Genomic DNA, 24,433 nt, shown 5'->3' with positions numbered 1-24,433 from the left:
TATTTTCAATCGCTTATTGCTCCGAGGCGTGCACGGATGAGCTTTCCAACATGGATTTCAGCGTCTTAGTCGAAGGGAGAAATTGACAGTCCGCCTTTCCATCATGTATCGATCTTTAGGCTTTGAACATCGTTCAATATATTGAACGATCGAAGGTTTCTCCCAAGGCCTTCTTTCAAAGCCATCGGTGCATCGGCTGCATCGGAGAATTACGGATACGCTTCCTTCCCAAGACAGAAGCAGGTCCGGGATAAGCCCAGCGTTGTGTGCCGGTGAGGAAATGAGAGACCTCGGCGCTGGTGAATGTGATAAGGGTGGAATGATGACAACAGAGATCAAGCCATTTTCGTTCGACACCATCGGTTCGATGCTCGTCGAATGGAGCGCCGCGAAGCGCCTCGGCGAAATCCTCGGCGAACGGTTTTCCGAACGCAATATTCTGATCGTGACGGACAAAGGCCTGCACAAGGCAGGCGTTCTCGACCGTGCACTGGCTTCTTTGGAGAAAGCTGGTTTCGGTATCAGCGTTTTCGATGACGTGGTGGCCGATCCGCCGGAATCCGTGCTGTTTGCCTGCGTCGAGCAAGCAAAGACCGCTGGTTGCGACATCGTACTCGGTTTGGGCGGCGGTTCGTCCATGGATATCGCCAAGCTCGCAGCAGTGCTGCTTGTCTCCGAACAGGAGCTTTCCGAACTGTATGGTATCGGCAAGGTGCAGGGCAGCCGTCTTCCGCTGATCCAAATCCCGACCACAGCTGGAACCGGATCTGAAGTCACGAACATCACCATTCTGACGACCGGTGAAACCACGAAGATGGGCGTCGTTGCCCGTCAGCTCTACGCCGATTTCGTTATTCTCGACGCAGAACTGACCTGCGGTCTGCCTGCCCTGCATACAGCCGCAACCGGCATCGACGCCATGGTCCACGCAATCGAGGCCTATACAAGCCGGATCAAGAAGAACCCGCTGTCCGACGCATTTGCACGCGAAGCGCTGAAGCTTCTTTCGGCCAATCTGATCGCCGCTTGCGAAAACGGCAATGATCGTCATGCCCGTCAGGCCATGCTACTCGGCGCGAATTATGCCGGTCAGGCTTTCTCCAACTCGCCCGTCGGCGCTGTTCACGCGTTGGCTTATCCGCTCGGCGGTCACTATCATGTGCCGCATGGCCTTTCCAATGCGCTGATGCTGGGGCCTGTGCTGCGTTACAACATGGCGGGCGCGGCCAAGCTCTATGCAGAGCTTGGCGATCTGCTGCTGGAGAAATCCGAAGGCACGACGGAAGAGCGTTCTGCGGCATTCGTCACCTATATGGAAGAGCTGATGAACAAGTCCGGCGCACCGCGCCGCCTGCGTGATGTCGGCGTGACGGAAGAAAGCCTCGAAATGCTCGCGCGCGACGCGATGCTGCAAACAAGGCTTCTGGGTAACAACCCGGTCGATGTGACCGAGGCCGACGCTCTGGCGCTTTATCGCGAAGCTTTCTGATCAAACATAACGACCTGACGGACCGGACACCCGAGAAGCGAGCTGACAGCCACTTCTCCGCAGCTTGTCTCTGTGTCTCTGGAGAATAAATTGAGCACTGAACGTATCGACGGTCAGGAGCAGCCCTATTGGCCTGCCGGACCATTCAAAATTCGCCTGCCTTTCGTTCACTACAAATTCGAATGGCCTGATTATTTTCAAGGTCTGCTGATGTGCGCAGTGGATCTGTCCGCCATCCCGCTCATGACTGAACTTCTTGGGATGCCTTTTGAGGTCGCCCTTGCTGTGGTCGTGCTGAACGGCTTGTTCTATCTTGCGCATCATCTTCTGGGCGATCCCGTCGTTCCGGGCTGGATCACGCCTGCCATCCCGCTTCTGATGGCCTATTGCTCCACATTCCCCGAAGGTCCCGAACGCGTTCACGCTCTGGTCGCATTCCAGATGATGCTCGGCATATTCTCGATCTTTATCGGCGCGACGGGCATGGCGCATCGGGTGGTGCAGCTTATTCCCGCCGCCATCAAGGCGGGTATCATTGTCGGCGCGGGATTTGCCGCCGTGATATCGGTTTTCCAGCTGGGCGGGCGTTTCGATACGTTCCCGTTCACGATCACCATTGCTGTTGGCCTCGGCTTCTACGTCATCTTCTCTCGCCATTTTGCGCGTATCAAGAACAGTAATCCGGTGCTTGCCATTGTCGGAAAGCTTGGTGTGTTCCCGATTATTCTGCTCGCTGTCGTTATCGCTCCCCTCTTCGGTGAAGCACAGTGGCCGAAGCTTGAATGGTCGATCACAAGTCCGGATTTCACCACGCTATGGCGCGAATATACGGTTTTCGGCCTCGGCTTGCCGCCGCTTTCGATGTTCCTCAGCGCAATCCCGACAATGCTTGCGGCCTATATCGTCGTGTTCGGCGATGTCCTGCAAAGCCGCGCCATTCTGAAGGAAGCCGATGAAGCGCGTCCTGATGAAAAAGTGGACTACAACCCCGACCGGGCACATCTCATTTTTGGTGGACGCAATGCTGCAATGAGTGTTCTCGGACCGGATGTATGCATGTGCGGCCCGCTCTGGTCGGCCATGCACGTCGTCATCACCGAGCGTTTTTCGCAAGGAAAGAAGGCCATGCATTCGATCTTTGGTGGCGCAGGCTCATTTCGCTGGGGCACCAATACCGGCTTGTTTCTGATGCCGATCGTCACTCTGGTGCAGCCGATCCTTGGCGTCGCACTCGCCCTCACCTTGCTTATTCAGGGATATGTTTCGGTTCGCGTCGGCATTCTCGAAGCACGTTCCCAACGCGATCTTGGCATTGCCGGCGTGGTCGGCGCGGTTCTTGCCACTCGCGGTGCAGCCTGGGCTTTTGCGACCGGTGTCGTCCTCTGCCTTTTGATATATGGCCGTGACTTCTTCCGTGGTGAAGTAGACAACACTTTTACCAAAGACAACTGACCGATAGCCCTCCCGGTCCCACCGGGAGGGCTTCTGGTTTTTATCCACTCACGACTTCAGGCAACGGTCGATCCACTGTCATCGCATGATCGAGAACCCGTTGCAGATTGGCGGCGTGACGGAAACTCGGTTCCAGTTCCGCACCATCGGCCACAGCACGCGCAAAACGCTGGTAGTTCGTCTCTACCGTTCCCGCATCGATGTCCCGCCAGACCGGCGTTTCAATGTCCTCGCCGATGGAACCACGCAGGCTTGAGCCAGTGGGTGTGTGGAGGATTTCCAGCGCACCCTTGTCGCCATGGATCCGCAGCCGCAGCTCGTTCAGGTGCCCCGTTGCCCACCGGCTGGCGTGAATGACACCCAGCGCGCCATTGGTGTATTCCGCCATCATGACGAAGCTGTCATTCGCATCGAGCACATACTCACCGATATGGTTGTTATCCGCCTTTTCAAATGTCTTGAGACGTGCCGAGGCCCGCTCCACATCGCTGCCGATAGCATAGCTCGCAAAGTCGAGAATATGGATGCCGACATCGCCCAGAACACCGTTCGAACCGTGTCGGGTCGAAAGGCGCCAGAGCCATTTGCTTTCAGTTTTCCAGTCGCCCCATGTCTTCGAGACTAGCCAGCTTTGCAGATAGGACGCCTCGAAATGGCGCACCTGGCCGATCTCACCCGCCATCACCATTTCGCGCGCCTTTTGCAGGGGCGCGACATTGCGATAGGTCAGGTTGACCATGTTGATGACATTTGCCTGCTCGGCAGCATCCGCCATTTCAGCGGCTTTTTCGTAGCTTTCTGCAAGCGGTTTTTCGCAGAAGACATGCTTTCCCGCGCCCACCAGCGCAAGTGTGGTCGGATGATGAATGGCATCCGGCGTGACATTGGCAACTGCATCGAAACGGCCCCACTCCAGCGCATCCTCAAGCCGGGTGAAGCGGTTGTGGATGTCGTGATTTTCAGAGAAGCCATCGACACGCTCCGCCGAAACGTCACATGCGGCAACCACCTCGACGCCCTCGATGGCCTTGAAGGCTTCGGCATGGTTTTTCGCCATGCCGCCTGTTCCCAGAATAAGAAGACGCATCATGCACCTCAACGATAACCGGCTTCGCCCGGCTTGTGCAGTTTAGGCCCACGCTCGACAATCGGCTCCAACGCCTTTTCGACCGGAACATTCGGCGCGGTGTGAATGCCCGTCCATGCCGGTTGCGGATTGTAGGCCCATTTGACCGAGTTGCGCAGAACTGTCTGCACATTCGCATCATGATAGGTTGGATAGGTTTCATGACCGGGGCGGAAGTAGAACACATTGCCCGCACCGCGCCGCCATGTCATGCCGGAGCGGAAGACTTCACCGCCCGCAAACCACGAGATGAAAACGGTTTCGAGCGGTTCCGGCACGGAAAACTGTTCACCGTACATTTCCTCGTTCTCAAGCACAAAGTTCTCGTCCAGCCCCTGTGTGATCGGATGGCCGCGATTGACCACCCAGAGCCGCTCACGCTCGCCCGCTTCACGCCATTTGAGCGCACAGGGCGTTCCCATCAGACGCTTGAATATTTTGGAGAAATGTGCGGAATGGAGCACGATCAGCCCCATGCCTTCGAAAACGCGCTTCGCGACGCGTTCCACAACCTCGTCACTGACGCCACCATGATCCTTGTGGCCCCACCAAACGAGCACGTCGGTCTTGGCGAGACGCTCTTCAGTCAAGCCGTGCTCCGGTTCCTGCAAGGTGGCAGTCGTCGCTTCGATGGCGCTATCCTCGCTCAGCGCCCTGGCGATAGTGTTGTGCATGCCGTCCGGATAAACCAAACGCACTGTTTCATTGATCTGCTCGTGAATGTTTTCACCCCAGACGATGGTACGAATAGGCACGAGTATTCTCCTTGCTGCGGGCATTACAGCCCATTTGTCTCATGTGTCATTATGCTTGGGAGGTCAGCGTCAGATGGCACGACCCTTTTCATCGAAACGATGAATGTTTTCACCCATCGGGGAAACCGAAAGCGTCTCACCTGATTTACGCGCCGCCACGCCGCTTTCGCGGACCACCAGCGGTTCCTCCAGGCCGAGATCGATATAGACATAGGTATCGGAACCGAGAATTTCGGTATGGATTACCTGACCGGTCCAATGACCATTTTCGTGCACGATAGCGAGATGTTCGGGACGCAAACCCACCGTATGCGCGCCAAAAGGCTCACTATATCTGCCGGTCAGGAAATTCATCTTCGGTGATCCGATGAACCCGGCGACGAAAAGCGAATTTGGCTTTTCGTAAAGCTCGAGCGGCGTTCCGATCTGCTCCACGCGTCCGTCGCGCAGCACACAGATGCGGTCGGCCAGTGTCATCGCCTCCACCTGATCGTGCGTCACATAGATCATGGTGGTGTCTTCCATGCTCTGATGGAGCCTGGCGATCTCAAGCCTTGTAGCCACACGTAGTGCCGCATCGAGGTTGGACAAGGGTTCATCGAAGAGGAACACTTTCGGATCGCGCACGATGGCACGACCAATCGCGACACGCTGCCGCTGCCCACCGGAAAGCTGGCGTGGCAGGCGCTCGAGATAAGGCGTCAGCTGCAGCATCTCCGCAGCCTTGTGAATGCGGCTCTTGCACTCATCCTTGCTCTTGCCCGCGAGCTGCATGCCGAAGGCCATGTTCTCGTAGACTGTCATATGCGGATAAAGTGCATAGGACTGGAACACCATGGCGATGCCGCGCTTCGAAGGTGCGAAGCTGTTGACGACCGTTCCGTCGATGGACAGATCACCCGATGAGATTTCCTCCAAACCTGCAATGAGGCGCAACAGCGTGGACTTTCCGCAACCGGATGGACCGACGAAGACCATGAACTCACCGGGTCGGATATCCATATCCACGCCCTTGATGACCTCGAAGTTACCGAAAGACTTGCGCACATCGCGCAACTGAAGTTCTGCCATGGTTGTACCTAACCCTTTACGCCGCCTGCCGTCAGACCGGACACGATCCGCCGCTGGAAGATGAGCACGAGGATGACGAGGGGAACCGTCACGATGACGGAAGCCGCCATGATGTTGCCCCAGGGGATTTCAAACTGACTGCTGCCGGACAGAAGCGCGATAGCCACTGGAACGGTGCGCTGGCTGCCCGAAGAGGTGAAGGTGAGCGCAAACAGGAACTCGTTCCATGCCGAGATGAAAGCGAGCAATCCGGTTGTCACCAGCGCCGGCCACATGAGCGGCATGAAAACACGCGTGATGATGACCCATGGCGATGCACCATCCACGATGGCCGCTTCCTCAATCTCGATTGGCAGGTCACGCATGAAGGTGGTGAGGACCCAGACCGTAAACGGCAGCGTGAAGATCATATAGGAGAAGATCAGCGCCAGCGGCGTATTGAAGATGCCGAGGAAGCGGATCAGCTCGAACAGACCCGCCAGAACGGCGATCTGCGGAAACATGGACACCGAAAGAATGGTGAGCAGTAACAAGCCCCGTCCGCGAAAACTCACACGCGCCAGCGCGTAGGCAGCCGTCACCGCCAGCAACAGCGAGATTGCCACCACCACGGTCGCCACCAGCAGTGAATTACCAAGACTGCGTAGGAAGCTGCCCTGCGTGAGAACACCGGCATAATTGTCGAGCGAGAAACTGCTTGGCCAGTAATCGACCTGAAACAGCGCCGTCCCGGATTTGAGACTGGTGATGATCGCATAATAGAACGGGAACACCGCGATCAAAATGATGAGCGCCACCAGCAGATAGAAGCTGAGGGTTTTCACATAGTGCATCATGCTATTCCCCCCTGCTGCCGACATTGACGCGTCCGAAGAACATGTAGAGCACGGTGATAGCCGCAATGATGAGGAACAACATTGTCGATGCTGCCGCACCATAGGCGAATTTGTCGAAATCGAAGAGATTTTCGCGGGCGAAAACCGACATGGTCTTGGTCTGCGCATTATTCGGCGTCAGCACATAGATCAGGTCGAAGATGCGCAAGGCATCCAGCATACGGAAGATGATCGCCACCATCAGCGCCGGACGGATCAGCGGCAGCGTTACCCGCCAGAACACCTTGACCGGATGCACGCCATCGATCTTGGCCGCTTCGTAAATGTCGGATGGCACCATTTGCAAACCGGCCAGAATAAGCAGCGCCATGAAGGGCGTCGTCTTCCAGACATCAACAATCAGGATCGCGACCATCGCGGTGTCGGGATTGGCCGTCCAGGCGATCTTCTGGCTGATGAGGCCCAGATTGAGCAGGATATGATTGAGGATGCCGAACTGGTCGTTGAGCATCCAGCCCCACATCTTGGCTGAAACAATCGTCGGGATTGCCCACGGGATCAGGATTGCGGCGCGCACGAGCCCACGCCCCCGGAAATTCGCATTCAGCACCAGAGCGACGATCAATCCAAAAATCGTTTCAAGGCTGACTGACAGAATAGTGAACCGGATCGTGTTCCAGACCGCACCCCACCAGGCGGGATCAGCCAGAAGACCGCGATAAACGGTACGACCGCTCTTGAGCGTCACCCAGGACAGATAATTGTTAAAGCCAACGAATTCCGCCGTACCGAGGCTCGTCAGCGATGCATTGGTGAAACTGAAACAGATGGTCCGCAGCAGCGGCCAGCCAGCCACCAGCGCCAGCACGATCAGTGTTGGTGCGAGAAACACCCATGCCGACCGGATACGTTGCGCGCGCAGATCGGAGTGAACCCGGCTTGTTGTTGCCGAGCTCCCCGAGATATCGAGAGAAGTCTCCGTCATGATCCCACTCTTGGTCCTGCTCAGAGAAACTGGAGCGTCCGGGCTGCCCTTTTCGGGGGCTTGGGAGGACAACCCGGACGCGGCTTGATCGGTCCCTACCAGCCGGAGCCTTCCAGCTCAGTCAGCTCGACCTCAAGCATTTCGAGATTCTCCGCAGCCGTACCGTTGCCCGAGAGCGTCTTGTGCACAGCAGTCCAGAATTTCGACGACACTTCGTTGTATTTCACCTTTGTCGCAGCCGACGGGCGCGGCACTGCATTCTGGAAGATCGGCTTCCAGTTTGCCATGAAAGGCTGCGCTGCAATGATATCCTTGTCGTCGTAAAGCGCTTCAATGGTTGGCAGGCGCGAAATCTGGACCGCCTGCACCTTCTGCACTTCCGGCGAAGCCAGATATTTCACCAGCGCGATGGCAGCATCCTGCTTGGTGGAATATTTGGAAACGGCAAGATTCCAGCCGCCAAGCGTCGAGGATGGCGCGTCACCCTCCGCACCGGCAGGCAATGGCGCAACGTCGAACTTGCCTTTCACGCCGCTATCGGCACTGTTGCCAAGCGCATAGGCATAAGGCCAGTTGCGCATGAAGACGGCATTGCCGGTCTGCCAGACGCCACGCGATTCCTCTTCCTGATAGGCGAGTGCGCCCTGCGGCGATATCGAACCGATCCAGCCCTTGGCGCGATCGATCGCTGCCGCAGCCTTTTCATTGTTGATGGAAATCGTACCGTCGGCTTCGACGATCTGGCCGCCACCCGACGACTTTACCCATTCAAGCGCATTACAGGTCAGGCCCTCATAGGCATTGCCCTGAAACACGAAACCCCAGAGATCGGACTTTCCCTCGGCCCGCTCCTTGTCCATGATTTCCTTGGCAGTCGCCGTCATCTCGTCCCAGGTCTTGGGAACCTGCTTGTTGTATTTTTCGAGGAGATCCTTGCGATAGAAAAGTGCCGGAGCATCAGTATAGAATGGCAACGCAACCAGCTTTCCATTCACGGTCTGCGACGCGATAATGGACGGGAAATGCGCGCCCGTGACATCCTTGGTGGCTTCCGTCAGATCAACAAACTGTTCGGACAGCTGCGGCGCCCAGACTACATCCGTCTGGTAAACGTCGATATCGGCGTTACCGGCTGCAAGCCACAGACGATACTGGCTGAACTGCTCGCTGCTTGACGATGGCATCGAGACGATGTTGACCTTGTTGCCGGTATCCTTCTCGAACTTGACGATCTGCTCCTGCAGAAACTTGATGTTATTGCCCGTTGAATTGGCTGCGATGGAAATCTCCACCGCATGAGCGCTCACTGTCGCCATACCAAATGCCACGCAGGCCGCGAGCACACCCTGAAAAGCCTTCATTGTTCCCTCCTCCCATCCATTCTGTAAGCGGTTTGATAAAATCGAAAACGGTTTGGATGACGAAAAGGTTGCAGAGGACCGCATTTCTGTCAAGCCGCAGATTCTGCACCATGCTTCACTTCATCCAACACCAACCATGAAACAGCGATACTTCAATATCTTACCGTTCCGTTTCATTGTTGATTGTCGGTCTGGAACCTTAGCTTCCCAAACATCACAAAGCGAAAACTGAAACAAACTTGAAATCGGTTTGGTTTTCGTGCACCCTATATGTTGCAGCAGTTCAAAGAACTCAACCGACCAATTGTTAATCGCAAGGAAGCGGCTATAATCCGCTGCCTTGCCTGCCTGAATAATTCGAAAGCCAAATGAAGCTCCGTGAATTCGCCAAACATCTCGGCCTCTCAGCCACGACCGTCAGCCGGGCGTTGAGCGGCTATCCCGAAGTGGCGGAAAGCACGCGCAAGCGGGTCATGGACGAGGCTGTACGTCTCGGTTACCGGCCTAACGTCAACGCGGTCAGACTGGTTACCGGGCGTGCCGGTGCAATCGGCGTCGTGATGGGCCGCAACAGCGAGTTTCATTTCGCCGAGTTCATGCGCGGCATGGCAGAACGGCTCAGTCAGGATGAAGTCGATATTCTCGTCAGCCCGATTGCAAACAACGGCACCGACGACGAAGTGCAGCTTTGCCGACGTCTGGCCACCAGCCATCGCGTCGATGCCATCATCGTGACATCTCCAAAGCCCAATGATGAGCGCATCCGCATGCTGCACGAACTGGGCATGCCATTCCTCGTGCACGGACGGTCTGAAACCGATATTCCGCATGCATGGCTCGACATCGACAATGAAGGCGCGGTTTACCGTTCGACTGCCCATCTGCTCGACCTCGGCCACCGTCGCATTGCGATGATAAACGGTCGCTACGGCTTCACCTTTTCGCTTCATCGCGACGAAGGCTACCGGAACGCTCTCGAAAGCAGAGGCATCGCCTTCGATCCGGAACTTGTCGAGCACGGCGACTTCACGGACGAGATCGGTTATCGTCTCGCGCGCAAACTTCTGGAGCGCGATCCGCGCCCGACCGCGTTTGTTGCCGGCTCTATGATGACTGCGCTTGGCATATACCGGGCCGCGCGCTCTTTCGGCCTGACTATCGGCAAGGATATTTCCGTCATCGCCCATGACGATGTCATCTCGTTCCTGAGCGCCGACAATATGGTGCCGTCCCTGACCGCAACCCGCTCGTCGATGCGCGCTGCTGGAAAACGTTGTGCCGATCTCCTGATGGACATACTCGACGGACGCGCGGCAACCGACATCCATGAATTATGGCCGGTCGAACTGATCCTGCGAGAATCAGCAACCCGCGTGCCGGAATGGGCCTAGTAATATTCAAGATTTGACGCGATTTGTCAGATTCAGGCCGCTGGTGTAGATTTGTCGTGCAACGCGGAATTGGTTCAGCACGTAGAAATACGCATCTGAAACCAAACCGCGTTGCATGCGGTTTATATCGGAGTAAAAATTGCGTAGTGAACAATCTATTCTTCAAATTTCCATAGCGGTTACTATTCTGGTTGCTGGTTTCGGTGTCGTTTTCGGCCTGTTATCCGGCTCATTTTCTATCGTTTTCGATGGTGTTTACATGCTGGCTGATGCTGCGATGAGCGGATTAGCTCTCCTCGTCTCACGCCTCATCGCCCTTTCTGCCTTGCCGGAACAGCCACGCGGAAAATTGCGCGATCGCTTCACAATGGGCTTCTGGCATCTCGAACCGATGGTGCTTGGCCTTAACGGTATGATGCTCACCGGCGTTGCGATCTACGCGCTCATCAACGCAGTCGGCAGCCTGATGGATGGCGGACGCGATCTCGAATTCAGCTACGCGATTTTCTATGCTGTCGTTGCCCTGATTGCCTGCCTCGGTATGGCACTCCTGGAAATGCGTGCAAACCGAACCCTAAAATCAGATTTCGTCGCACTCGATGCCAAAGCCTGGATCATGTCCGGCGGCATAACCGCGGCACTTCTGATCGCTTTTTCGGTCGGCTATGCCATTGAAGGAACAGAACTCGGCTGGCTGACGCCCTATATCGATCCGGCAGTTCTCGCGGTTGTTTGTCTTGTCATCATCCCCATGCCAGTCGGCACGATCAGACAGGCATTGGCTGACATATTTCTTGTTACGCCTGTCGACCTTAAGCAGCATGTCGATGCGGTTGCGGAAGAGTTCGTCAAACGCAACGGCTTTCTGTCATACCGCGCTTATGTCGCCAAGGTCGGTCGCGGCAAGCAGATCGAACTCTATTTCATCGTTCCGTCCGATCTTCCGCCACGAAAGCTCGAGGAGTGGGATGCGTTACGCGACGAAATCGGTGATGCACTCGGCGGTGAGGGACCGGACCGGTGGTTGACCATCGCATTTACGACGGATGTGGAGTGGGCCGTCTGACCTGAATGGTTGTTACTCGTTCGTCAGCGACAACTGTCGGCGCAGCCGCATCGTGCGGCTGTCCCCCGGCTGACGAGGCAGCCGATTGAAAGCATTCAAATAATTGGTCTTGGTGCGCATGATGTGCGCCTCCAGTATTTCCCGCAATTCCTCGGGCTTGTCGGCATCGGCCAGCTCGATGATGGTGGCATGGTCGGCGAAGGATCGCGCAGGCTCGCCTTCGGCACCGATGGCAAGATGTGTCCGCAAGGCTGCGACGCGCCCCAGAATGCTGTCATAGGCACGGGCGAGATAGCGATTACCGCAGACGCGGAAAAAGGCCAGATGGAATTCGGTGTCGCAACGCCCGTAAGCGCGCAGATCGTCCTCATCTATTGCCGCACGCATAAGATCGTACTGCTTTTTCAATTGAGAGACGAGCTTCTTGCGATTGCCGATTAGCGCCAACCGCATGGCCTGATCTTCCAGCCCGACGCGGAAATCGCAAAGCTCGGCTATATCTTCCTGCGTCGGCGTGAAAACATAGGTGCCGGACTTCGGAACGATGTGAACCAGTTCTTGCATCTGCAGAATGTTGAGTGCCTCGCGCACCGGCGTGCGACTGACATCGAAAGCCGCAGCGAGCATGTCTTCGGAGAGGTTCTCTCCGAATTGAAACTCTGCATCGACAATGGCACCGCGAATACGTTCGGCGATGCTGCTTGCCAGCGACTTCTTGCTCTTGCCTCGAATCTCTCTCATGTCCGAATCTTACAGACGCCTTATTGCGACGTATAGAGCGGTTGAAACCGCATTCAAATTACACCCATCAACGATGACGGGCCCGGCCGAAAACCGGACCCGTCAATCTGATTAGTCCCGTTTGGCTTTCAGGCTCATGCAGAGGAAGAAGCCAAGGATCGGGAAGATGGACAAAGCCAGCAGCGACAGCGAGAAGCTGTCAGTCGTGGATTTGACCCAGCCGACCAGATAGGGCCCTGTGAACCCGCCAAGCTGCGCAAAGCCATTGATGGCCGCAAGTCCACCAGCAGCAGCGGCGCCGGACAGGAATTGCGTCGGCAGCGTCCAGAACACGCCGAGATAGGACCACAGGAAGAACGCGCAGACCGACAGGAGCACGAGGCTCAGGATCGGCGACGGAGCCAGCGCGCTGGCGGCAAGAAAGACACCGCCGAACAGGCCGGCAATTGCCGTGTGGATCTTGCGCTCGCCGGTACGATCCGAACTGCGCGAAATCACGACAAGTCCGATCGCGGCAAACACGAACGGAATGGCCGAAATGAGCCCGGTCTGCGCTGCGGTATAATCGCCAAGGCTCTTTACGATCTGCGGCAACCACATGATCACGCCGTAAACAGCGATACCGTTGAACATATAAACCAGCGTCAGAAGCCAGACGCGGTAATCGCTGAACACTTCTTTCAGCGAGTGACGGGTATCGGCCTGCTTGCCTGCATTTTCCTTGGCAAGTTCGGCCATCAGCCATGCGCGTTCGTCGGCGGTCAGCCAACGCTTGTCCTTTTCCGGACTGTCGACCAGATAGAAGAAGGTCACGACACCGAGGATCACGGCGGGAAGCCCTTCAAGAATGAACATCGCCTGCCAGCCATGCAAACCGAAAAGCCCCTCGCCCGCATCCATCAGCCAGCCGGAGAACGGTGCGCCCACGACGATGGAAAGCACGGTTGCAGTCATGAACAGGGCCGTTGCGCGACCACGTTCCTTGGCCGGGAACCAGTAGGTCAGATAAAGCAGAACGCCCGGCGCAAAACCGGCTTCTGCCACGCCAAGCAGGAAGCGCAGAACATAGAACGAAACCGGGCCCTGCACGAAAGCCATGGCGCAGGACACGATCCCCCACGTGACCATGATGCGCGCAATCCAGACGCGCGAGCCGAGCTTGTGCAGCATCATGTTGCTCGGCACTTCGAACAGCATATAGCCAATGAAGAAAATACCCGCACCGATGCCGAACATATAGGGTGTCAGGCCGATATCATTGTTCATGTGAAGCGCGGCGTAGCCGATATTCACACGGTCGAGATAGTTGACGATAAAGCAGATAAAGCAGAACAGAACGATCCGCAGATTGAGCTTGCGAATGGTGCTGTCGCGCAGGTCGGGCGTTGCGCCGACCGCACTCAGAGTGGAATTGACCACGATGTCCTCCCAGGTCTCCGCTCACGTTCCAGCATGAGCGGCATGCAATAATCTTTGCGGGAGCTGTCACACGTTAATGCGCGCTCCCGTTCAGAGCTTCATCAGCGGAAATGGAACCGAGGCCAATCCGGCTCACTTCCAACAGATAGGCAATCCCGATCACGGACAGGCCACGAGCACTGATCCGGCCGTTATCGTCTCACTCCCACTGCAATGATTAGCGTGCAAACAACTACTTTACAAGTAGCATACAAAATCTTGTACCTTAGATTGACAGAAGTGTCCGCACATGGCTTTTAAAGCCACTGTCGCCGAATGGTTGAGTCTGCAGATTCTCTTCGGTGACCTATGGGCGCGCAACAGCGTCCATCTTCGAGGAGGAGTATTTCATGACGACAAGTTCAACAGCGTTTCTAGTCGATTTTTTTGCAGACCGGGTGGTGCTTGTCACCGGCGGTGCATCGGGCATTGGCAAGGCCGTTGCTGAAAAACTCATCGCGCTCAAGGCCAAGATAGTGCTTTGGGATGTGAACGGCGCGCGCCTGCAGGAAATGGCGGACAAACATGGCGAGCAGGTTCTGACGGCCATTGTGGATGTCTCTGACAAGGCCGCAGTTGATCGCGCAGCGCATGATATCGCCGCCAAATGGGGTGGCATCGATCATCTCGTCAACAACGCAGGCATCATCGGTCAGCGCATGACCGTGAAGGACTTCGATGCGGACGAACTGGATCGGGTGCTGGCCGTCAATCTGAAAAGTGTATTCTACGTTTCCAGTGCTTTCCTCAACAATCCGGGCATCAAGCCGAGTAAATCGATTGTTGGCCTGTCTTCCATCGCCGGCCGTACCGGCGGCATGGTCGGCAATATCGCCTATGCGACGACCAAGGGAGCAATCGCTTCCTACACCTACGCACTCGCCAAGGAGCTTGCGCCGGAAATCCGCGTCAATGCACTGGCGCCCGGCGTGATCGACACTGAAATCCAGAAGGACGTCTTTGCCGATCCCGCCAGTATCGCGAAAATGGCCGACCTCATTCCGTTGAAGCGGCTTGGAACTGCCGACGAAGTTGCAGACGCAGCCATCTGGCTGCTGTCGCCGGGAGCGGCCTATATTACCGGTGTTGTGCTTGACGTTTCGGGCGGGCGATAAGGAGACAATGATGACGCAGGCAAAGACCCTGAAAAGCCTCATCGAAACCGGTCGCATCATTCAGGCGCCGGGCGCACCCGATCCGTTGACCGCTCGTCTCGTGCAGCAGGCAGGGTTTCCGGCCATTTACATGACCGGGTTCGGCGCGACGGCAAGCCGCCTCGGCACGCCCGATCTGGGTCTTCTCACACAGACCGAAATGACAACCCATGCGCGGGATATGACCCGCGTGGTGGATATTCCGGTCATCGCTGATGCCGATACTGGTTACGGCGGCCCGGCCAATATCGTTCGTACGGTGGAGGAATATATCCAGTCCGGTGTTGCCGCCATTCATCTGGAAGACCAGATGGCGCCGAAACGCTGTGGCCAGCTTGCCGGTATCCGGCTGATCCCCGCAGAAGAAAATGTGCGCCGCCTCAAATGCGCGATTGCGGCGCGCGCCGACAAGGACCTGCTCCTGATCGCCCGCACCGACGCCATGCCTGCGGCCGGTGCGGAAGAAGCCATCCGTCGCGCGAAAATGTATCAGGATACGGGTGTCGATCTTGTTTTCGTCGACGGCATCAAGACCATCGCGGAAGTCGAAGCTGTCGCCCGCCACGTCGACGGGCCGAAGGTCGTCAGCATTGTCGACGGCAACGAAACCGTGGCTCTGACGGCCACCGACCTCGAACAGATGGGCTTCAACGTCGTATTCTATGCACTTTCAACGCTTTTCTCGGCGGTGAAGGCGGTGAGCGACACGCTGTCAGTCCTCAAGCGCGACGGTACGCCGAAGGCCCGCTCCGGCGATATGATCACCTATCAGCAATATTGCGACATCGTTGATCTGAAGAAATTTCAGGATCTCGATGAGGAATATGGGTGGTCATAATCGGGTCAGCTGAGGCAGGCGGCAACGCCTACCTTTTCAGGCACTAAGCTTCTTCGCCTGAATGCGCGGCGATGCTCTTTCGACCGTGATTTCATAATGGTCGCCCTGCGTTACCTCAGCGATCCGGCTCGGACGAAATGCTACGGCATTGATACCGCCATCGTGGCGCAAACTGTCGAACAGAATTCCGAACTCGCCACTCTCGCGCATCTCCTCGCCGAACTTCTGTGACGCAGCGTAATCTGCCGGATCATAAACAGCAGGTAGTGTCGCCTGTTCGCCGCATATATCGATGAAATCCTCTTCCAGCTTCGCCGTATAGACCCGAAAGGTGCGAGCCAGACTGTCCTGCTGTATCGCAACGGTTTCGCGACGCATGTGGTGCGCAACCTCGACGACGGACGTGGTCAGCCGCGCCGCCGCATACCAGGCGCCAAGCTCAGGACCATTGAAGCGCATGCCGCCCGGCGCGACATGCAGAAACGTCGCCATGACGATGCTGGAATTGGGCCTGCCGAACACCCACTCCTCATGGGGAAGGCGCTGCAATCGTTCACTGAGAAGACGGTCATTCGTCCAGCCAGCCAGTTCCATCACCGCTTCCAGATCGGCAGCAGTGGCAACCGTGTCAAAAAGACCAATCGGCGGGAAACGCGACGGGATTAGGCGATAGCTTGGCTGTGGCGCGGGATTGCGCTTCACGAGAACACCACGTCTTCATCGCGATAAGGTCGGAACTCGCGATCCAGTTCGTTCGGTTCCATATAAAGGCCGCCGCGCGCCGCATCCAGAAACCGGCGAGCTGTCAGCAAGCCATCCTGCAGACCGCTTGTTATCAGGCTCAACGGCGGATGACCGCCGAAGACACCGGACTGATTGGGCGTGTGCAGCCAGCGGATACCAGCTTTCCCATCTGGATAAAGTACGCCCAGCGCCTGATGAATGCCAAGCACGGCGGACAAGCGCATCAGCACATCCACATCCAGCGTGATATCGCGATGCTCGCGCACCGCCTTCACCCAGTTGTAATAGGTTGATCTGGAAGGCAGACCCAGCACCATCAGCCGTTGCTGCTCGTCCAGCCCCCACAGATCGGCAATGGTCAGAAATGTACGCAGGCTCGGCCCGCTCAATCGCTTGCGCGAATGAGGAGAAAAACGAGCCGCGTCGAGAACATCAGGCCCCTTGCCTATCATTGTCTTCAACACCGTATTGCTTCTGGCCATAATTGCCTCCGATCGTCCAGATCAGAATATAGTCCAAATTTGGACTTTTGCAACTCTACGGTGTTTCGAGCGATGAGACAGGCTTTATTCGGCGGCGATAAGGGGCGTTTCGGCAACCACATCCGGCATTGTATCGAAATGGACCGGAAGCAGCGAGACATAGCCGTTGCGGATATCCAGCACATGCGAATAGACGTTCTGGCCGTTTTCGAGCCGCGGCAGCTTGTCCTCATGCATGATGCTGATGACGATGGCTTGCGGGCAGCGCGTCTTCAGCGCCTCATGGAACCGCATCTTGGAAGCCGGATCGAGGGCACCGGTTGCCTCGTCGAGGAAGATAATCGACGGCTTGTGCAGGAGAATGCGCGCCAGCACGATCTTCTGCTTCTGGCCGCCGGAAAGAACCATATCCCAAGGCGTGCCATCGGCATCGGCGTCATTCATACGCTCGATGAATTCACCCAGCCCCGCCTCATGCAGGACGGCAGCAACAGCGAGATCGCTGAACAGGCTCTCATCGGCGGGCAGGCTGACAAGCTGCTTCAATGAGACGGAGGGGAACTTGGCCTCCTGGGTCGCATAAAACGAGGTGGCATTCTGCGGATAAATGATATCGCCGGTACCATATGGCCACAGGCCGTTCAGCGCCTTTACGAAGGAAGTTTTGCCCGAACCGGATTCACCGCGCATATAGACCCAGTCGCCTGAACGAATATTGATCACGCCAGAGCGCAGGAACGGTGCTTCGCTATCCGGTCCCTGCATGAGGGTGAGATTGCGTACCGACAGGCCGAAACGCGGATGCTGTTCAGCAAAAGCGAAGCGATTGATACCGGAGCGGCTGTAGAAATCGGTCGGGTCCTGAACATTCTCGATAGCCTGCGCGAGGCCGATCACGCGGCCCGCATTGGCGCGCAGATTGGCAATCGCCGGCATCACCTGAATGAACCACGAGCAATCGTTGATCATTGCTGCGACGAGTTCCGCGCCCGTTACATAGTTCCGGAAACTGACGGAACCGCTCATATAGGGCAGAAGGCCCGGAATATAGGCAACGATACGGTTCGACAGAAAGCCATAGGCTTGCGAGAAGGCGAGATAGGCAGCATCGAAACGATTGAGCCGGTTCCAGGTGCCATCGACATCCTTGTAGAGACGGTCGTTGACCGACCGCTGGACGGCCTCACCGCCGGATGCCGAAATCTGGAAACTGCGACGCAGCAGCGTTGTCCACTCGCCACGATAGGAACCTTCGGCCTTTTGGATGCCGAGATTGAGGCGCTCCAGACGCTTGCCGATCTTGATCGCGACCAGCGTTCCGAGCGGGACGTAGATCACGATCGCAGCAAAGGCCAAAACGGCGCTGCCATAACTGCCGAGGAAATCCAGCCCCTCCACGTGGGTGGACATTTCGATCAGCTTCTGGCCGATGAAGAAAGCAGACAGGAACACACCGACAATGCCCATGACGAGGCCGATGGCCCCGCCGGTCATGCCCTTGATCGATTCCTGCAGACGCTGATCGATATTGTCGGGCTGATCCTTGCCCCTGCCCTGTTGCAGATGGAAATGTGTATGCTTGCCGTTCAAAAGCGCAGTGGAGAACTGGTCGTTCAGCCATTTGCGCCATTTACGGTGCAGCGTCGTGGACAGGAAATGGCGGGAACCGACCAGCATCACATCCTTTGCCAGCATCAGCAGAACAAGAATGCCCGCATTGGCGGCAATGGTCATGAGAGGATGCTGAACAGGCGCAGTGTTGACGTTAACAATGGAATTCATGAGCAGGCCCGAGGCCTCGGCCACCCATACGGTGGTCTTGCTCACAAAGGCCGTCATCAGGAAGATTGCGATGGTGAGAACCCAGGCTTCCTTCCAGCGGTCGGAAACCCAATAGGCGCGCATCAGCCCCCAGAACGACGTCATGTCAGCCACGGCAGACCTCCCCCTTGCCTGCAAGGATTGCTGTCTGGTCTGCCGGTTTTTGCTCAATCCACACCTCGTTTTGACAACTGAGTGATAACGCTTTGTAACATATTGCAACAAACTGTGGTTAACGGAGTGTTAATAGTCAACACAAAAGCGGAGCACTAACCCGTGATCATAGGGGTTCGCATCAGCAACAAGCTGAAATCGTTGGGCTATCGGAAAGCTAATTATTTTGGATGAAGCGCACGTTTTACACCGGAAATTCGACGTTTCCGGGGATCATTGCCAATGATTCGAGCAAAAAGACTCTACTGAGCTGCGAGATAAGCCTGCAGACGCGGCACTACAAAATCGAGGAAGACACGGACCCGTTGCGGCAGTCGCGCGCCGCCAAGAAATACGGCGTGTACTTCCTCTATGTCATTCTCCACCGCCTCGGCCAGAACCTCCACCAATGCGCCAGACGCGAGGTCGTTCCGCGCGTGATAATCGCCGATACGAGCGAGCCCCAGCCCTGCGACCGCCATGCGCCGGACCGTCTCCCCATTATTGGCCAGCAGCGAACCGTAGACCGCGCGATCCACGATGCGACCGCTTTCCTTCAGCGGCCATACAGGTGCCGCACGGCGGAAATTGAAACCGATGCAATTGTGATCAATGAGATCATCTATGGTCAACGGCATCCCGCAGCGTTCCAGATAGGCGGGAGCCGCCACGATCTTGCGCCGAGCCGTGCCAAGCTTGCGCGCCATCATGCTGGAATTGGGCAAGGTGCCGATACGGAAAGCCACATCGGTGCGATCAAGATAAAGATCAACCAGCTCGTCCGACAGGGACAGGTCGATCACGATATTCGGATAGGCTGACAGAAATTCTGGCAACAAAGGCTCCAGCGCCAGCGTGCCCAATGCAACCGATGCATTGACGCGGACCGTACCGCCCGTGCTTGCAGAACCTTGCGAAAGTTCGCGTTCGACTTCCTCGAAATCGCGCAGCAGCCCCTGACTACGCTCATAATAAATCTGCCCCTCGGTCGTCAGCGACAGGCGGCGGGACGAGCGTTCCAAAAGCCGCACGCCGAGCCTTGCTTCGATACGGGATATGAGCTTGCTGATGGTCGAAGGGTTCATGCGCAGAAGACGGGCCGCTTCGGAGAAACTGCCTGTTTCCACCACCCGCAGAAAGACCTGCATTTCACCAACGCGATTATCCATCGCCCGCTCCATCTATGAAACCGTTTCACAGATAATGTGGATTCCGAGCGCATTTTCAAGCCCGCGCGATTATCCTATTTCTGCTTCACGAAATCAAACCTGACCGAAAGCTGCTTGGTACAGGATCAACAAAATGACGGCCCGAAGCATGAGCCTCCCAAGCTCGCGCTCTTCACGCGAAACGCCGAAGGCCAGTCAACAGGAGATAATATGAAAATCGTGAACGCACACGGCGCGGCCATACCCGCGCTCGGCTTCGGTGTTTTCCGCATGACGGATGCGGAAGTGGAAAACGTTGTTCCAGCAGCGCTGGAAGCTGGCTTCCGCCATTTCGACACGGCGCAGATCTACCAGAACGAGGCTGCTCTCGGGCGCGCACTGGAAAAGGCCGGCGCACGACGCGAGGACCTGTTCCTCACCACGAAAGTCTGGGTCGATAATTACAGTCCTGACAAATTCAGTACATCCGTCGACGAAAGCCTCGACAAGCTGAAAGTGGATCAGGTCGACCTTCTGCTTCTGCACTGGCCTGCCGACAAGGTGGCTATTGCCGACCAGATTGACATGCTGAACACAGTGCAAACGGCAGGCAAGACGCGCTTCATTGGCGTGAGCAATCAGAATGTCGCGCAAATGAAAGAGTCTATCCTTCGCAGTGCCGCGCCCATCGTCACCAACCAGATCGAGGTCCATCCCTATCTCGACCAGAATGCTGTAGCCGAGGCCGCAAAGGCAGCAGGCGTCGCTATCACCGCCTATTACGGTATGGCTGATGGCGCAGTGCCGCGCGACCCCATCTTGCAGGCCATTGGCGCCCGATACGGCAAGACTGCAGCTCAGGTCGGTCTGCGCTGGCTGATTGAACGCGGCTTCATCGCCCTCTCCAAGACGGCCAAGCCCGAGCGTGTCGCTGAAAATTTCGACATATTCGACTTTGAGCTCAGTGCTGAAGACATGACGGCGATTTCCAAACTCGCCCGCCCCGATGGACGACTGGTCAACCCCGAAGGTCTGGCTCCAGTCTGGGACAAATAACGGAGACTATGATGAGCACGATGACGTCTCACGACAGCGCGACGAAGACGGCCGGTTTCAACTGGCCGCTTCTGGCGCTTGCAATTGGTGCCTTCGGTATTGGCACCACTGAATTTGCACCTATGGGTCTGCTGCCGGTCATTGCCGACGGCGTTGACGTTTCCATCCCGACAGCCGGGCTTCTGGTCAGCGCCTATGCCATCGGCGTGATGGTCGGCGCACCGATCATGACGCTTGCCTTCGGGCGGTTCGGCAAACGCACGGCCCTGATGCTGCTGATGGGTATCTTCACGCTTGGCAACATCCTGTCGGCTCTCGCACCGGACTACTGGACGCTGCTTGCAGCACGCTTGGTAACAAGCCTCAATCACGGTGCATTTTTCGGCCTCGGTTCCATTGTTGCAGCCAGCGTCGTGCCTCCTGAAAAGCGGGCAAGCGCGGTTGCCACCATGTTCATGGGTCTGACAATTGCCAATATCGGCGGCGTCCCGGCTGCGACCTGGATCGGCCAGCAGATCGGCTGGCGCATGTCATTTGCCGGTACTGCTGTTCTGGGTCTGCTCGCCATCTCGGCGCTCTGGCTTTCACTGCCGCGCGGCGAGGCAGGCAAGATGCCCGACATCCGGCGCGAGCTTGGCGTCCTGATGCGCCCGACCGTGCTGATGTCGCTCGCAACAACCGTCATGGGTGCTGGCGCCATGTTCACGCTCTACACCTATGTAGCACCTGTACTGACCGACCTTACCGGCGCTTCGGAAGGCTTCGTGACGCTGGCGCTCATTCTTATCGGCGTGGGCTTCACTATCGGCAACGCGCTCGGCGGACGCCTCGCTGACTGGTCGCTCAATGGCGCGACACGGATATTTCTTGCAGCACTTGCCATCATCAGTCTGGCACTGCCGTTCCTGCTGGGAAGCCATATCGGCGCAGCAATCGGCCTGCTCGCCTGGGGTGCGGCGGCCTTCGCAATCGTTCCTCCAGTTCAGACCCGCGTGATGCAGGCTGCATCGGAAGCACCGGGGCTGGCATCGTCGATCAATATCGGTGCGTTCAACCTCGGCAATGCGGTGGGCGCGGCCCTTGGCGGCGGCGTCATCAGCGCAGGCTATGGCTATGCAGCCATTCCCGTCGCAGGCGGTCTTCTGGCAGCGGCAGGACTGTTGTTCACACTGTCCCGCCGCCCGAAAACAGCGCTGGCGCCATCGGCCTGCTAATCCAACGTTCTCCTGAAGCGCAAAAGCGCCAGCGACGCAAACAGGAACACGAAAAATATGAGGGCGTTCACCTCTCCGGCAATGTCGGAAAGGTGGGCGCCCTTAAGCATGACTGCGCGGACGATCCGCAGAAAATGCGTCAGCGGAAAAATTTCGCCCAACGCCTGCGCCCAATCGGGCATACCCCGAAACGGGAACATGAAGCCAGACAGCATCAGCGATGGCAGAAAGAAAAAGAAGGTAAGCTGCATGGCCTGCATCTGTGTGCGCGATGCCGTCGAGATCGTGTAGCCGAGCAGGACCAGCGACAGGACGAAGATCAGCACGCAGGTCAGGAGAAGTGCCAGCGATCCCACAAAGGGTACGCCGAACAGAAGCTTTGCCGCGACCAGCACGACCACAACCTGCACGCCGCCGACGACCAGAAATGGCAGAACCTTGCCCAGCATGATTTCGGCAGGTGTGGCGGGCATGGCAAGCAGGTTTTCCATCGTGCCGCGTTCGGTCTCACGGGTCAGTGCCATGGCCGTCATCATCACCATCGTCATTTGCAGAATGACACCCAGCAGACCGGGAACTATATTATATTGCGACACGCCTTCCGGGTTGTAACGCCGATGCACGACGACCTGTAGCTGGCTTCGCGCGGCTTCTGCGGCTTCGGCCTGCTTGCCCTGTTCACGCAGGAGCGCCTGACCTGCGACGGTTCCAAGCGTGGAAATGGCACCGCTTGCCACTGACGGATCGGTCGCGTCGGCCTCGATCAGAATTTGCGGCTGTTCGCCGGCATCGACACGCCTTGCGAAATCCGACGGGATTGTCACCACGAAGGAAACCGTGCCATCGGCAATCAACGCCTCGGCTTCTGCCGCACTTTGCACGACATGGTCGAAACGGTAATAGCCCGTGGTTTCCAGCGCAGAAATCATGGCGCGCGTATAGTGATCCTGGCTGGTCACGACCAGTGCGCTCGGCAGGCTCTTCGGATCATTGTTGATGGCAAAGCCGAAGAGCAGCAGCTGCATCAACGGCACGACCAGCATCATGGCGAAGGTGATACGGTCACGCCGCATCTGGATGAATTCCTTCACCAGCATCGCGCCAAGACGCTCAAACGAGAACCAGCCGCTCATTGCTTATCGCTCCCGGAATTTCTGCCCTTCGACATATTGTCCTGCGCATTGGCCATGAACTGGATGAACACATCCTCTAGGCTGGTTTCACCAGCCTCGACGGTAATTCCTTCACGATGCCTGATCTTTTCCAGAGCCGCCTCAAGCTTCACCCTGTCGGACCCCACGACATGGAGCGTCGCACCAAAAGGTGCAACCTGCTCGACACCCGGTTCGCCCTCCAGTTCGCGCGCCACTTCGCCGAGCCTCGGACCGTTGACGATGAAGGTTGTCAGCCCTGCCTTATCGATAACGTCCCGGACGGTTCCCGTCGCCAATAGCTTGCCGTAGGAAATATAGCTGATGCGGTGGCAGCGTTCGGCTTCATCCATGTAATGGGTCGAAACGAGCACAGTCAGCCCGCCATCGGCGAGGCGATGTATCTCGTCCCAGAAGTCGCGCCGCGCCTTCGGATCAACCCCGGCAGTTGGTTCATCCAGCAGCAGAAGCTTTGGCTTGTGCATGATACAGGCTGCCAGTGCCAGCCGCTGTTTCCAGCCGCCGGAAAGCGTGCCCGCCAGTTGGTCTCCACGTGATGTCAGGCCCAGTTCCTCAAGTGTCCGTGCCACATGCTCCTTCACTGGCTTCAACCGGTAGAGACGCGCAACGAATTCAAGGTTCTCGGCAATTGTCAGGTCTTCATAGAATGAAAAGCGCTGCGTCATGTAGCCGACTTCACGCTTGATCTTCAGCCCTTCGGTACGAAGATCGAAACCAAGCACCTTGCCTTCACCCTCGTCGGGCGTCAGCAGCCCGCACATTATGCGGATGGTGGTCGTCTTGCCCGAACCGTTCGGCCCCAGAAAGCCGACAATCTCACCTTCGGCCACCGACATGCTCACATGATCAACGACCGTAGCGTCACCGAACCGCTTGACGAGACCTTTGACATCGATAGCGTTCGCCATTGCCGCCTCCGC

General features: G+C 57.0%; 22 protein-coding genes. 8 read left to right on the top strand and 14 right to left on the bottom strand.

Annotation, left to right across the window (positions count from 1 at the left end):
• The first annotated feature begins 319 nt into the window (after positions 1 to 319).
• Positions 320 to 1,489, top strand: a complete 1,170-nt coding sequence (locus AC1RHM_RS09355; protein WP_036596217.1) for an iron-containing alcohol dehydrogenase — start codon at positions 320 to 322, stop codon at positions 1,487 to 1,489.
• 90 nt (positions 1,490 to 1,579) lie between these two features.
• On the top strand, positions 1,580 to 2,941 hold the full coding sequence (locus AC1RHM_RS09350) for a hypothetical protein (RefSeq protein WP_010660906.1): 1,362 nt from the start codon (positions 1,580 to 1,582) through the stop codon (positions 2,939 to 2,941).
• Positions 2,942 to 2,981: 40 nt separating this feature from the next.
• Here AC1RHM_RS09350 and AC1RHM_RS09345 read toward each other — a convergent pair whose 3' ends face one another.
• The 6 genes from AC1RHM_RS09345 to AC1RHM_RS09320 form a co-directional block, all read right to left on the bottom strand.
• The gene (locus AC1RHM_RS09345; protein ID WP_010660905.1) at positions 2,982 to 4,028 is read right to left on the bottom strand and encodes a Gfo/Idh/MocA family protein; all 1,047 of its coding nucleotides are present in this window, start codon (positions 4,026 to 4,028) and stop codon (positions 2,982 to 2,984) included.
• Positions 4,029 to 4,036: 8 nt separating this feature from the next.
• Positions 4,037 to 4,822, bottom strand: a complete 786-nt coding sequence (locus tag AC1RHM_RS09340; RefSeq protein ID WP_029928070.1) for a ThuA domain-containing protein — start codon at positions 4,820 to 4,822, stop codon at positions 4,037 to 4,039.
• Between the two features lie 69 nt (positions 4,823 to 4,891).
• Entirely contained in the window at positions 4,892 to 5,893 is a 1,002-nt protein-coding gene (locus tag AC1RHM_RS09335) for an ABC transporter ATP-binding protein (protein WP_029928072.1), read from the bottom strand.
• An 8-nt stretch (positions 5,894 to 5,901) separates the two neighbouring features.
• Positions 5,902 to 6,729: a carbohydrate ABC transporter permease gene (locus AC1RHM_RS09330; RefSeq protein WP_011982680.1), complete on the bottom strand. Its 828-nt coding sequence runs from the start codon at positions 6,727 to 6,729 to the stop codon at positions 5,902 to 5,904.
• 1 nt (position 6,730) lies between these two features.
• Positions 6,731 to 7,714, bottom strand: coding sequence for a carbohydrate ABC transporter permease (locus AC1RHM_RS09325; protein WP_151895807.1), 984 nt, complete (start codon positions 7,712 to 7,714; stop codon positions 6,731 to 6,733).
• A 95-nt stretch (positions 7,715 to 7,809) separates the two neighbouring features.
• The gene (locus AC1RHM_RS09320; protein WP_011982678.1) at positions 7,810 to 9,075 is read right to left on the bottom strand and encodes an ABC transporter substrate-binding protein; all 1,266 of its coding nucleotides are present in this window, start codon (positions 9,073 to 9,075) and stop codon (positions 7,810 to 7,812) included.
• A gap of 368 nt (positions 9,076 to 9,443) precedes the next feature.
• Between AC1RHM_RS09320 and AC1RHM_RS09315 the strand changes: the two genes are divergently transcribed.
• Both AC1RHM_RS09315 and AC1RHM_RS09310 read left to right on the top strand, forming a co-directional pair.
• Positions 9,444 to 10,466: a substrate-binding domain-containing protein gene (locus AC1RHM_RS09315; RefSeq protein ID WP_029928076.1), complete on the top strand. Its 1,023-nt coding sequence runs from the start codon at positions 9,444 to 9,446 to the stop codon at positions 10,464 to 10,466.
• A 139-nt stretch (positions 10,467 to 10,605) separates the two neighbouring features.
• On the top strand, positions 10,606 to 11,532 hold the full coding sequence (locus AC1RHM_RS09310) for a cation diffusion facilitator family transporter (RefSeq protein WP_029928078.1): 927 nt from the start codon (positions 10,606 to 10,608) through the stop codon (positions 11,530 to 11,532).
• Positions 11,533 to 11,544: 12 nt separating this feature from the next.
• On the opposite strand, the gene AC1RHM_RS09305 is transcribed toward AC1RHM_RS09310, so the two are convergent.
• Positions 11,545 to 12,273, bottom strand: a complete 729-nt coding sequence (locus AC1RHM_RS09305) for a GntR family transcriptional regulator (RefSeq protein WP_011982676.1) — start codon at positions 12,271 to 12,273, stop codon at positions 11,545 to 11,547.
• Between the two features lie 111 nt (positions 12,274 to 12,384).
• A complete protein-coding gene (locus AC1RHM_RS09300) occupies positions 12,385 to 13,692 on the bottom strand; it encodes an MFS transporter (protein WP_010660896.1) in 1,308 nt (435 codons plus the stop codon).
• Positions 13,693 to 14,081: 389 nt separating this feature from the next.
• Here AC1RHM_RS09300 and AC1RHM_RS09295 point away from each other — a divergent pair, with 389 nt between their 5' ends.
• A complete protein-coding gene (locus AC1RHM_RS09295; protein ID WP_029928081.1) occupies positions 14,082 to 14,846 on the top strand; it encodes an SDR family NAD(P)-dependent oxidoreductase in 765 nt (254 codons plus the stop codon).
• Positions 14,847 to 14,856: 10 nt separating this feature from the next.
• Entirely contained in the window at positions 14,857 to 15,723 is an 867-nt protein-coding gene (locus AC1RHM_RS09290; RefSeq protein ID WP_029928084.1) for an isocitrate lyase/PEP mutase family protein, read from the top strand.
• Between the two features lie 36 nt (positions 15,724 to 15,759).
• Here AC1RHM_RS09290 and AC1RHM_RS09285 read toward each other — a convergent pair whose 3' ends face one another.
• The 4 genes from AC1RHM_RS09285 to AC1RHM_RS09270 form a co-directional block, all read right to left on the bottom strand.
• Positions 15,760 to 16,425 (bottom strand): RES family NAD+ phosphorylase, encoded by a 666-nt coding sequence (locus AC1RHM_RS09285; protein WP_010660893.1) that lies wholly within the window; start codon positions 16,423 to 16,425, stop codon positions 15,760 to 15,762.
• On the bottom strand, positions 16,422 to 16,949 hold the full coding sequence (locus AC1RHM_RS09280; protein WP_151895806.1) for an MbcA/ParS/Xre antitoxin family protein: 528 nt from the start codon (positions 16,947 to 16,949) through the stop codon (positions 16,422 to 16,424). The genes AC1RHM_RS09285 and AC1RHM_RS09280 overlap by 4 nt, the downstream gene beginning before the upstream one ends.
• Before the next feature lie 84 nt (positions 16,950 to 17,033).
• A complete protein-coding gene (locus AC1RHM_RS09275) occupies positions 17,034 to 18,884 on the bottom strand; it encodes an ABC transporter ATP-binding protein/permease (RefSeq protein ID WP_029376203.1) in 1,851 nt (616 codons plus the stop codon).
• 302 nt (positions 18,885 to 19,186) lie between these two features.
• The gene (locus AC1RHM_RS09270; RefSeq protein WP_010660890.1) at positions 19,187 to 20,092 is read right to left on the bottom strand and encodes a LysR family transcriptional regulator; all 906 of its coding nucleotides are present in this window, start codon (positions 20,090 to 20,092) and stop codon (positions 19,187 to 19,189) included.
• A gap of 210 nt (positions 20,093 to 20,302) precedes the next feature.
• Between AC1RHM_RS09270 and AC1RHM_RS09265 the strand changes: the two genes are divergently transcribed.
• Positions 20,303 to 21,127, top strand: a complete 825-nt coding sequence (locus AC1RHM_RS09265) for an aldo/keto reductase (RefSeq protein ID WP_036579426.1) — start codon at positions 20,303 to 20,305, stop codon at positions 21,125 to 21,127.
• An 11-nt stretch (positions 21,128 to 21,138) separates the two neighbouring features.
• Entirely contained in the window at positions 21,139 to 22,341 is a 1,203-nt protein-coding gene (locus tag AC1RHM_RS09260) for an MFS transporter (protein ID WP_029928091.1), read from the top strand.
• Here AC1RHM_RS09260 and AC1RHM_RS09255 read toward each other — a convergent pair.
• Positions 22,338 to 23,474, bottom strand: a complete 1,137-nt coding sequence (locus tag AC1RHM_RS09255; protein WP_036582969.1) for an ABC transporter permease — start codon at positions 23,472 to 23,474, stop codon at positions 22,338 to 22,340. The genes AC1RHM_RS09260 and AC1RHM_RS09255 overlap by 4 nt on opposite strands.
• Positions 23,471 to 24,421 (bottom strand): ABC transporter ATP-binding protein, encoded by a 951-nt coding sequence (locus AC1RHM_RS09250; protein WP_151576709.1) that lies wholly within the window; start codon positions 24,419 to 24,421, stop codon positions 23,471 to 23,473. Before AC1RHM_RS09250 ends, AC1RHM_RS09255 begins: the two co-directional genes overlap by 4 nt.
• Positions 24,422 to 24,433 lie beyond the last annotated feature (12 nt).

Source organism: Brucella sp. GW823-FHT04E01, assembly GCF_058796175.1.
Note: the sequence above shows the minus strand (reverse complement) of the source record. Positions and strands in the feature narration are given on the sequence as shown.

Coding starts and splice junctions, on each gene's coding strand:
- AC1RHM_RS09290 (WP_029928084.1), top strand. CDS start 14,857: ATGACGCAGGCAAAGACCCTGAAAAGCCTCATCGAAACCGGTCGCATC.
- AC1RHM_RS09305 (WP_011982676.1), bottom strand. CDS start 12,273: ATGAGAGAGATTCGAGGCAAGAGCAAGAAGTCGCTGGCAAGCAGCATC.
- AC1RHM_RS09270 (WP_010660890.1), bottom strand. CDS start 20,092: ATGGATAATCGCGTTGGTGAAATGCAGGTCTTTCTGCGGGTGGTGGAA.
- AC1RHM_RS09265 (WP_036579426.1), top strand. CDS start 20,303: ATGAAAATCGTGAACGCACACGGCGCGGCCATACCCGCGCTCGGCTTC.
- AC1RHM_RS09255 (WP_036582969.1), bottom strand. CDS start 23,474: ATGAGCGGCTGGTTCTCGTTTGAGCGTCTTGGCGCGATGCTGGTGAAG.
- AC1RHM_RS09295 (WP_029928081.1), top strand. CDS start 14,082: ATGACGACAAGTTCAACAGCGTTTCTAGTCGATTTTTTTGCAGACCGG.
- AC1RHM_RS09315 (WP_029928076.1), top strand. CDS start 9,444: ATGAAGCTCCGTGAATTCGCCAAACATCTCGGCCTCTCAGCCACGACC.
- AC1RHM_RS09330 (WP_011982680.1), bottom strand. CDS start 6,729: ATGATGCACTATGTGAAAACCCTCAGCTTCTATCTGCTGGTGGCGCTC.
- AC1RHM_RS09250 (WP_151576709.1), bottom strand. CDS start 24,421: ATGGCGAACGCTATCGATGTCAAAGGTCTCGTCAAGCGGTTCGGTGAC.
- AC1RHM_RS09355 (WP_036596217.1), top strand. CDS start 320: ATGATGACAACAGAGATCAAGCCATTTTCGTTCGACACCATCGGTTCG.
- AC1RHM_RS09335 (WP_029928072.1), bottom strand. CDS start 5,893: ATGGCAGAACTTCAGTTGCGCGATGTGCGCAAGTCTTTCGGTAACTTC.
- AC1RHM_RS09260 (WP_029928091.1), top strand. CDS start 21,139: ATGAGCACGATGACGTCTCACGACAGCGCGACGAAGACGGCCGGTTTC.
- AC1RHM_RS09320 (WP_011982678.1), bottom strand. CDS start 9,075: ATGAAGGCTTTTCAGGGTGTGCTCGCGGCCTGCGTGGCATTTGGTATG.
- AC1RHM_RS09345 (WP_010660905.1), bottom strand. CDS start 4,028: ATGCGTCTTCTTATTCTGGGAACAGGCGGCATGGCGAAAAACCATGCC.
- AC1RHM_RS09280 (WP_151895806.1), bottom strand. CDS start 16,949: ATGGCCAGAAGCAATACGGTGTTGAAGACAATGATAGGCAAGGGGCCT.
- AC1RHM_RS09325 (WP_151895807.1), bottom strand. CDS start 7,714: ATGACGGAGACTTCTCTCGATATCTCGGGGAGCTCGGCAACAACAAGC.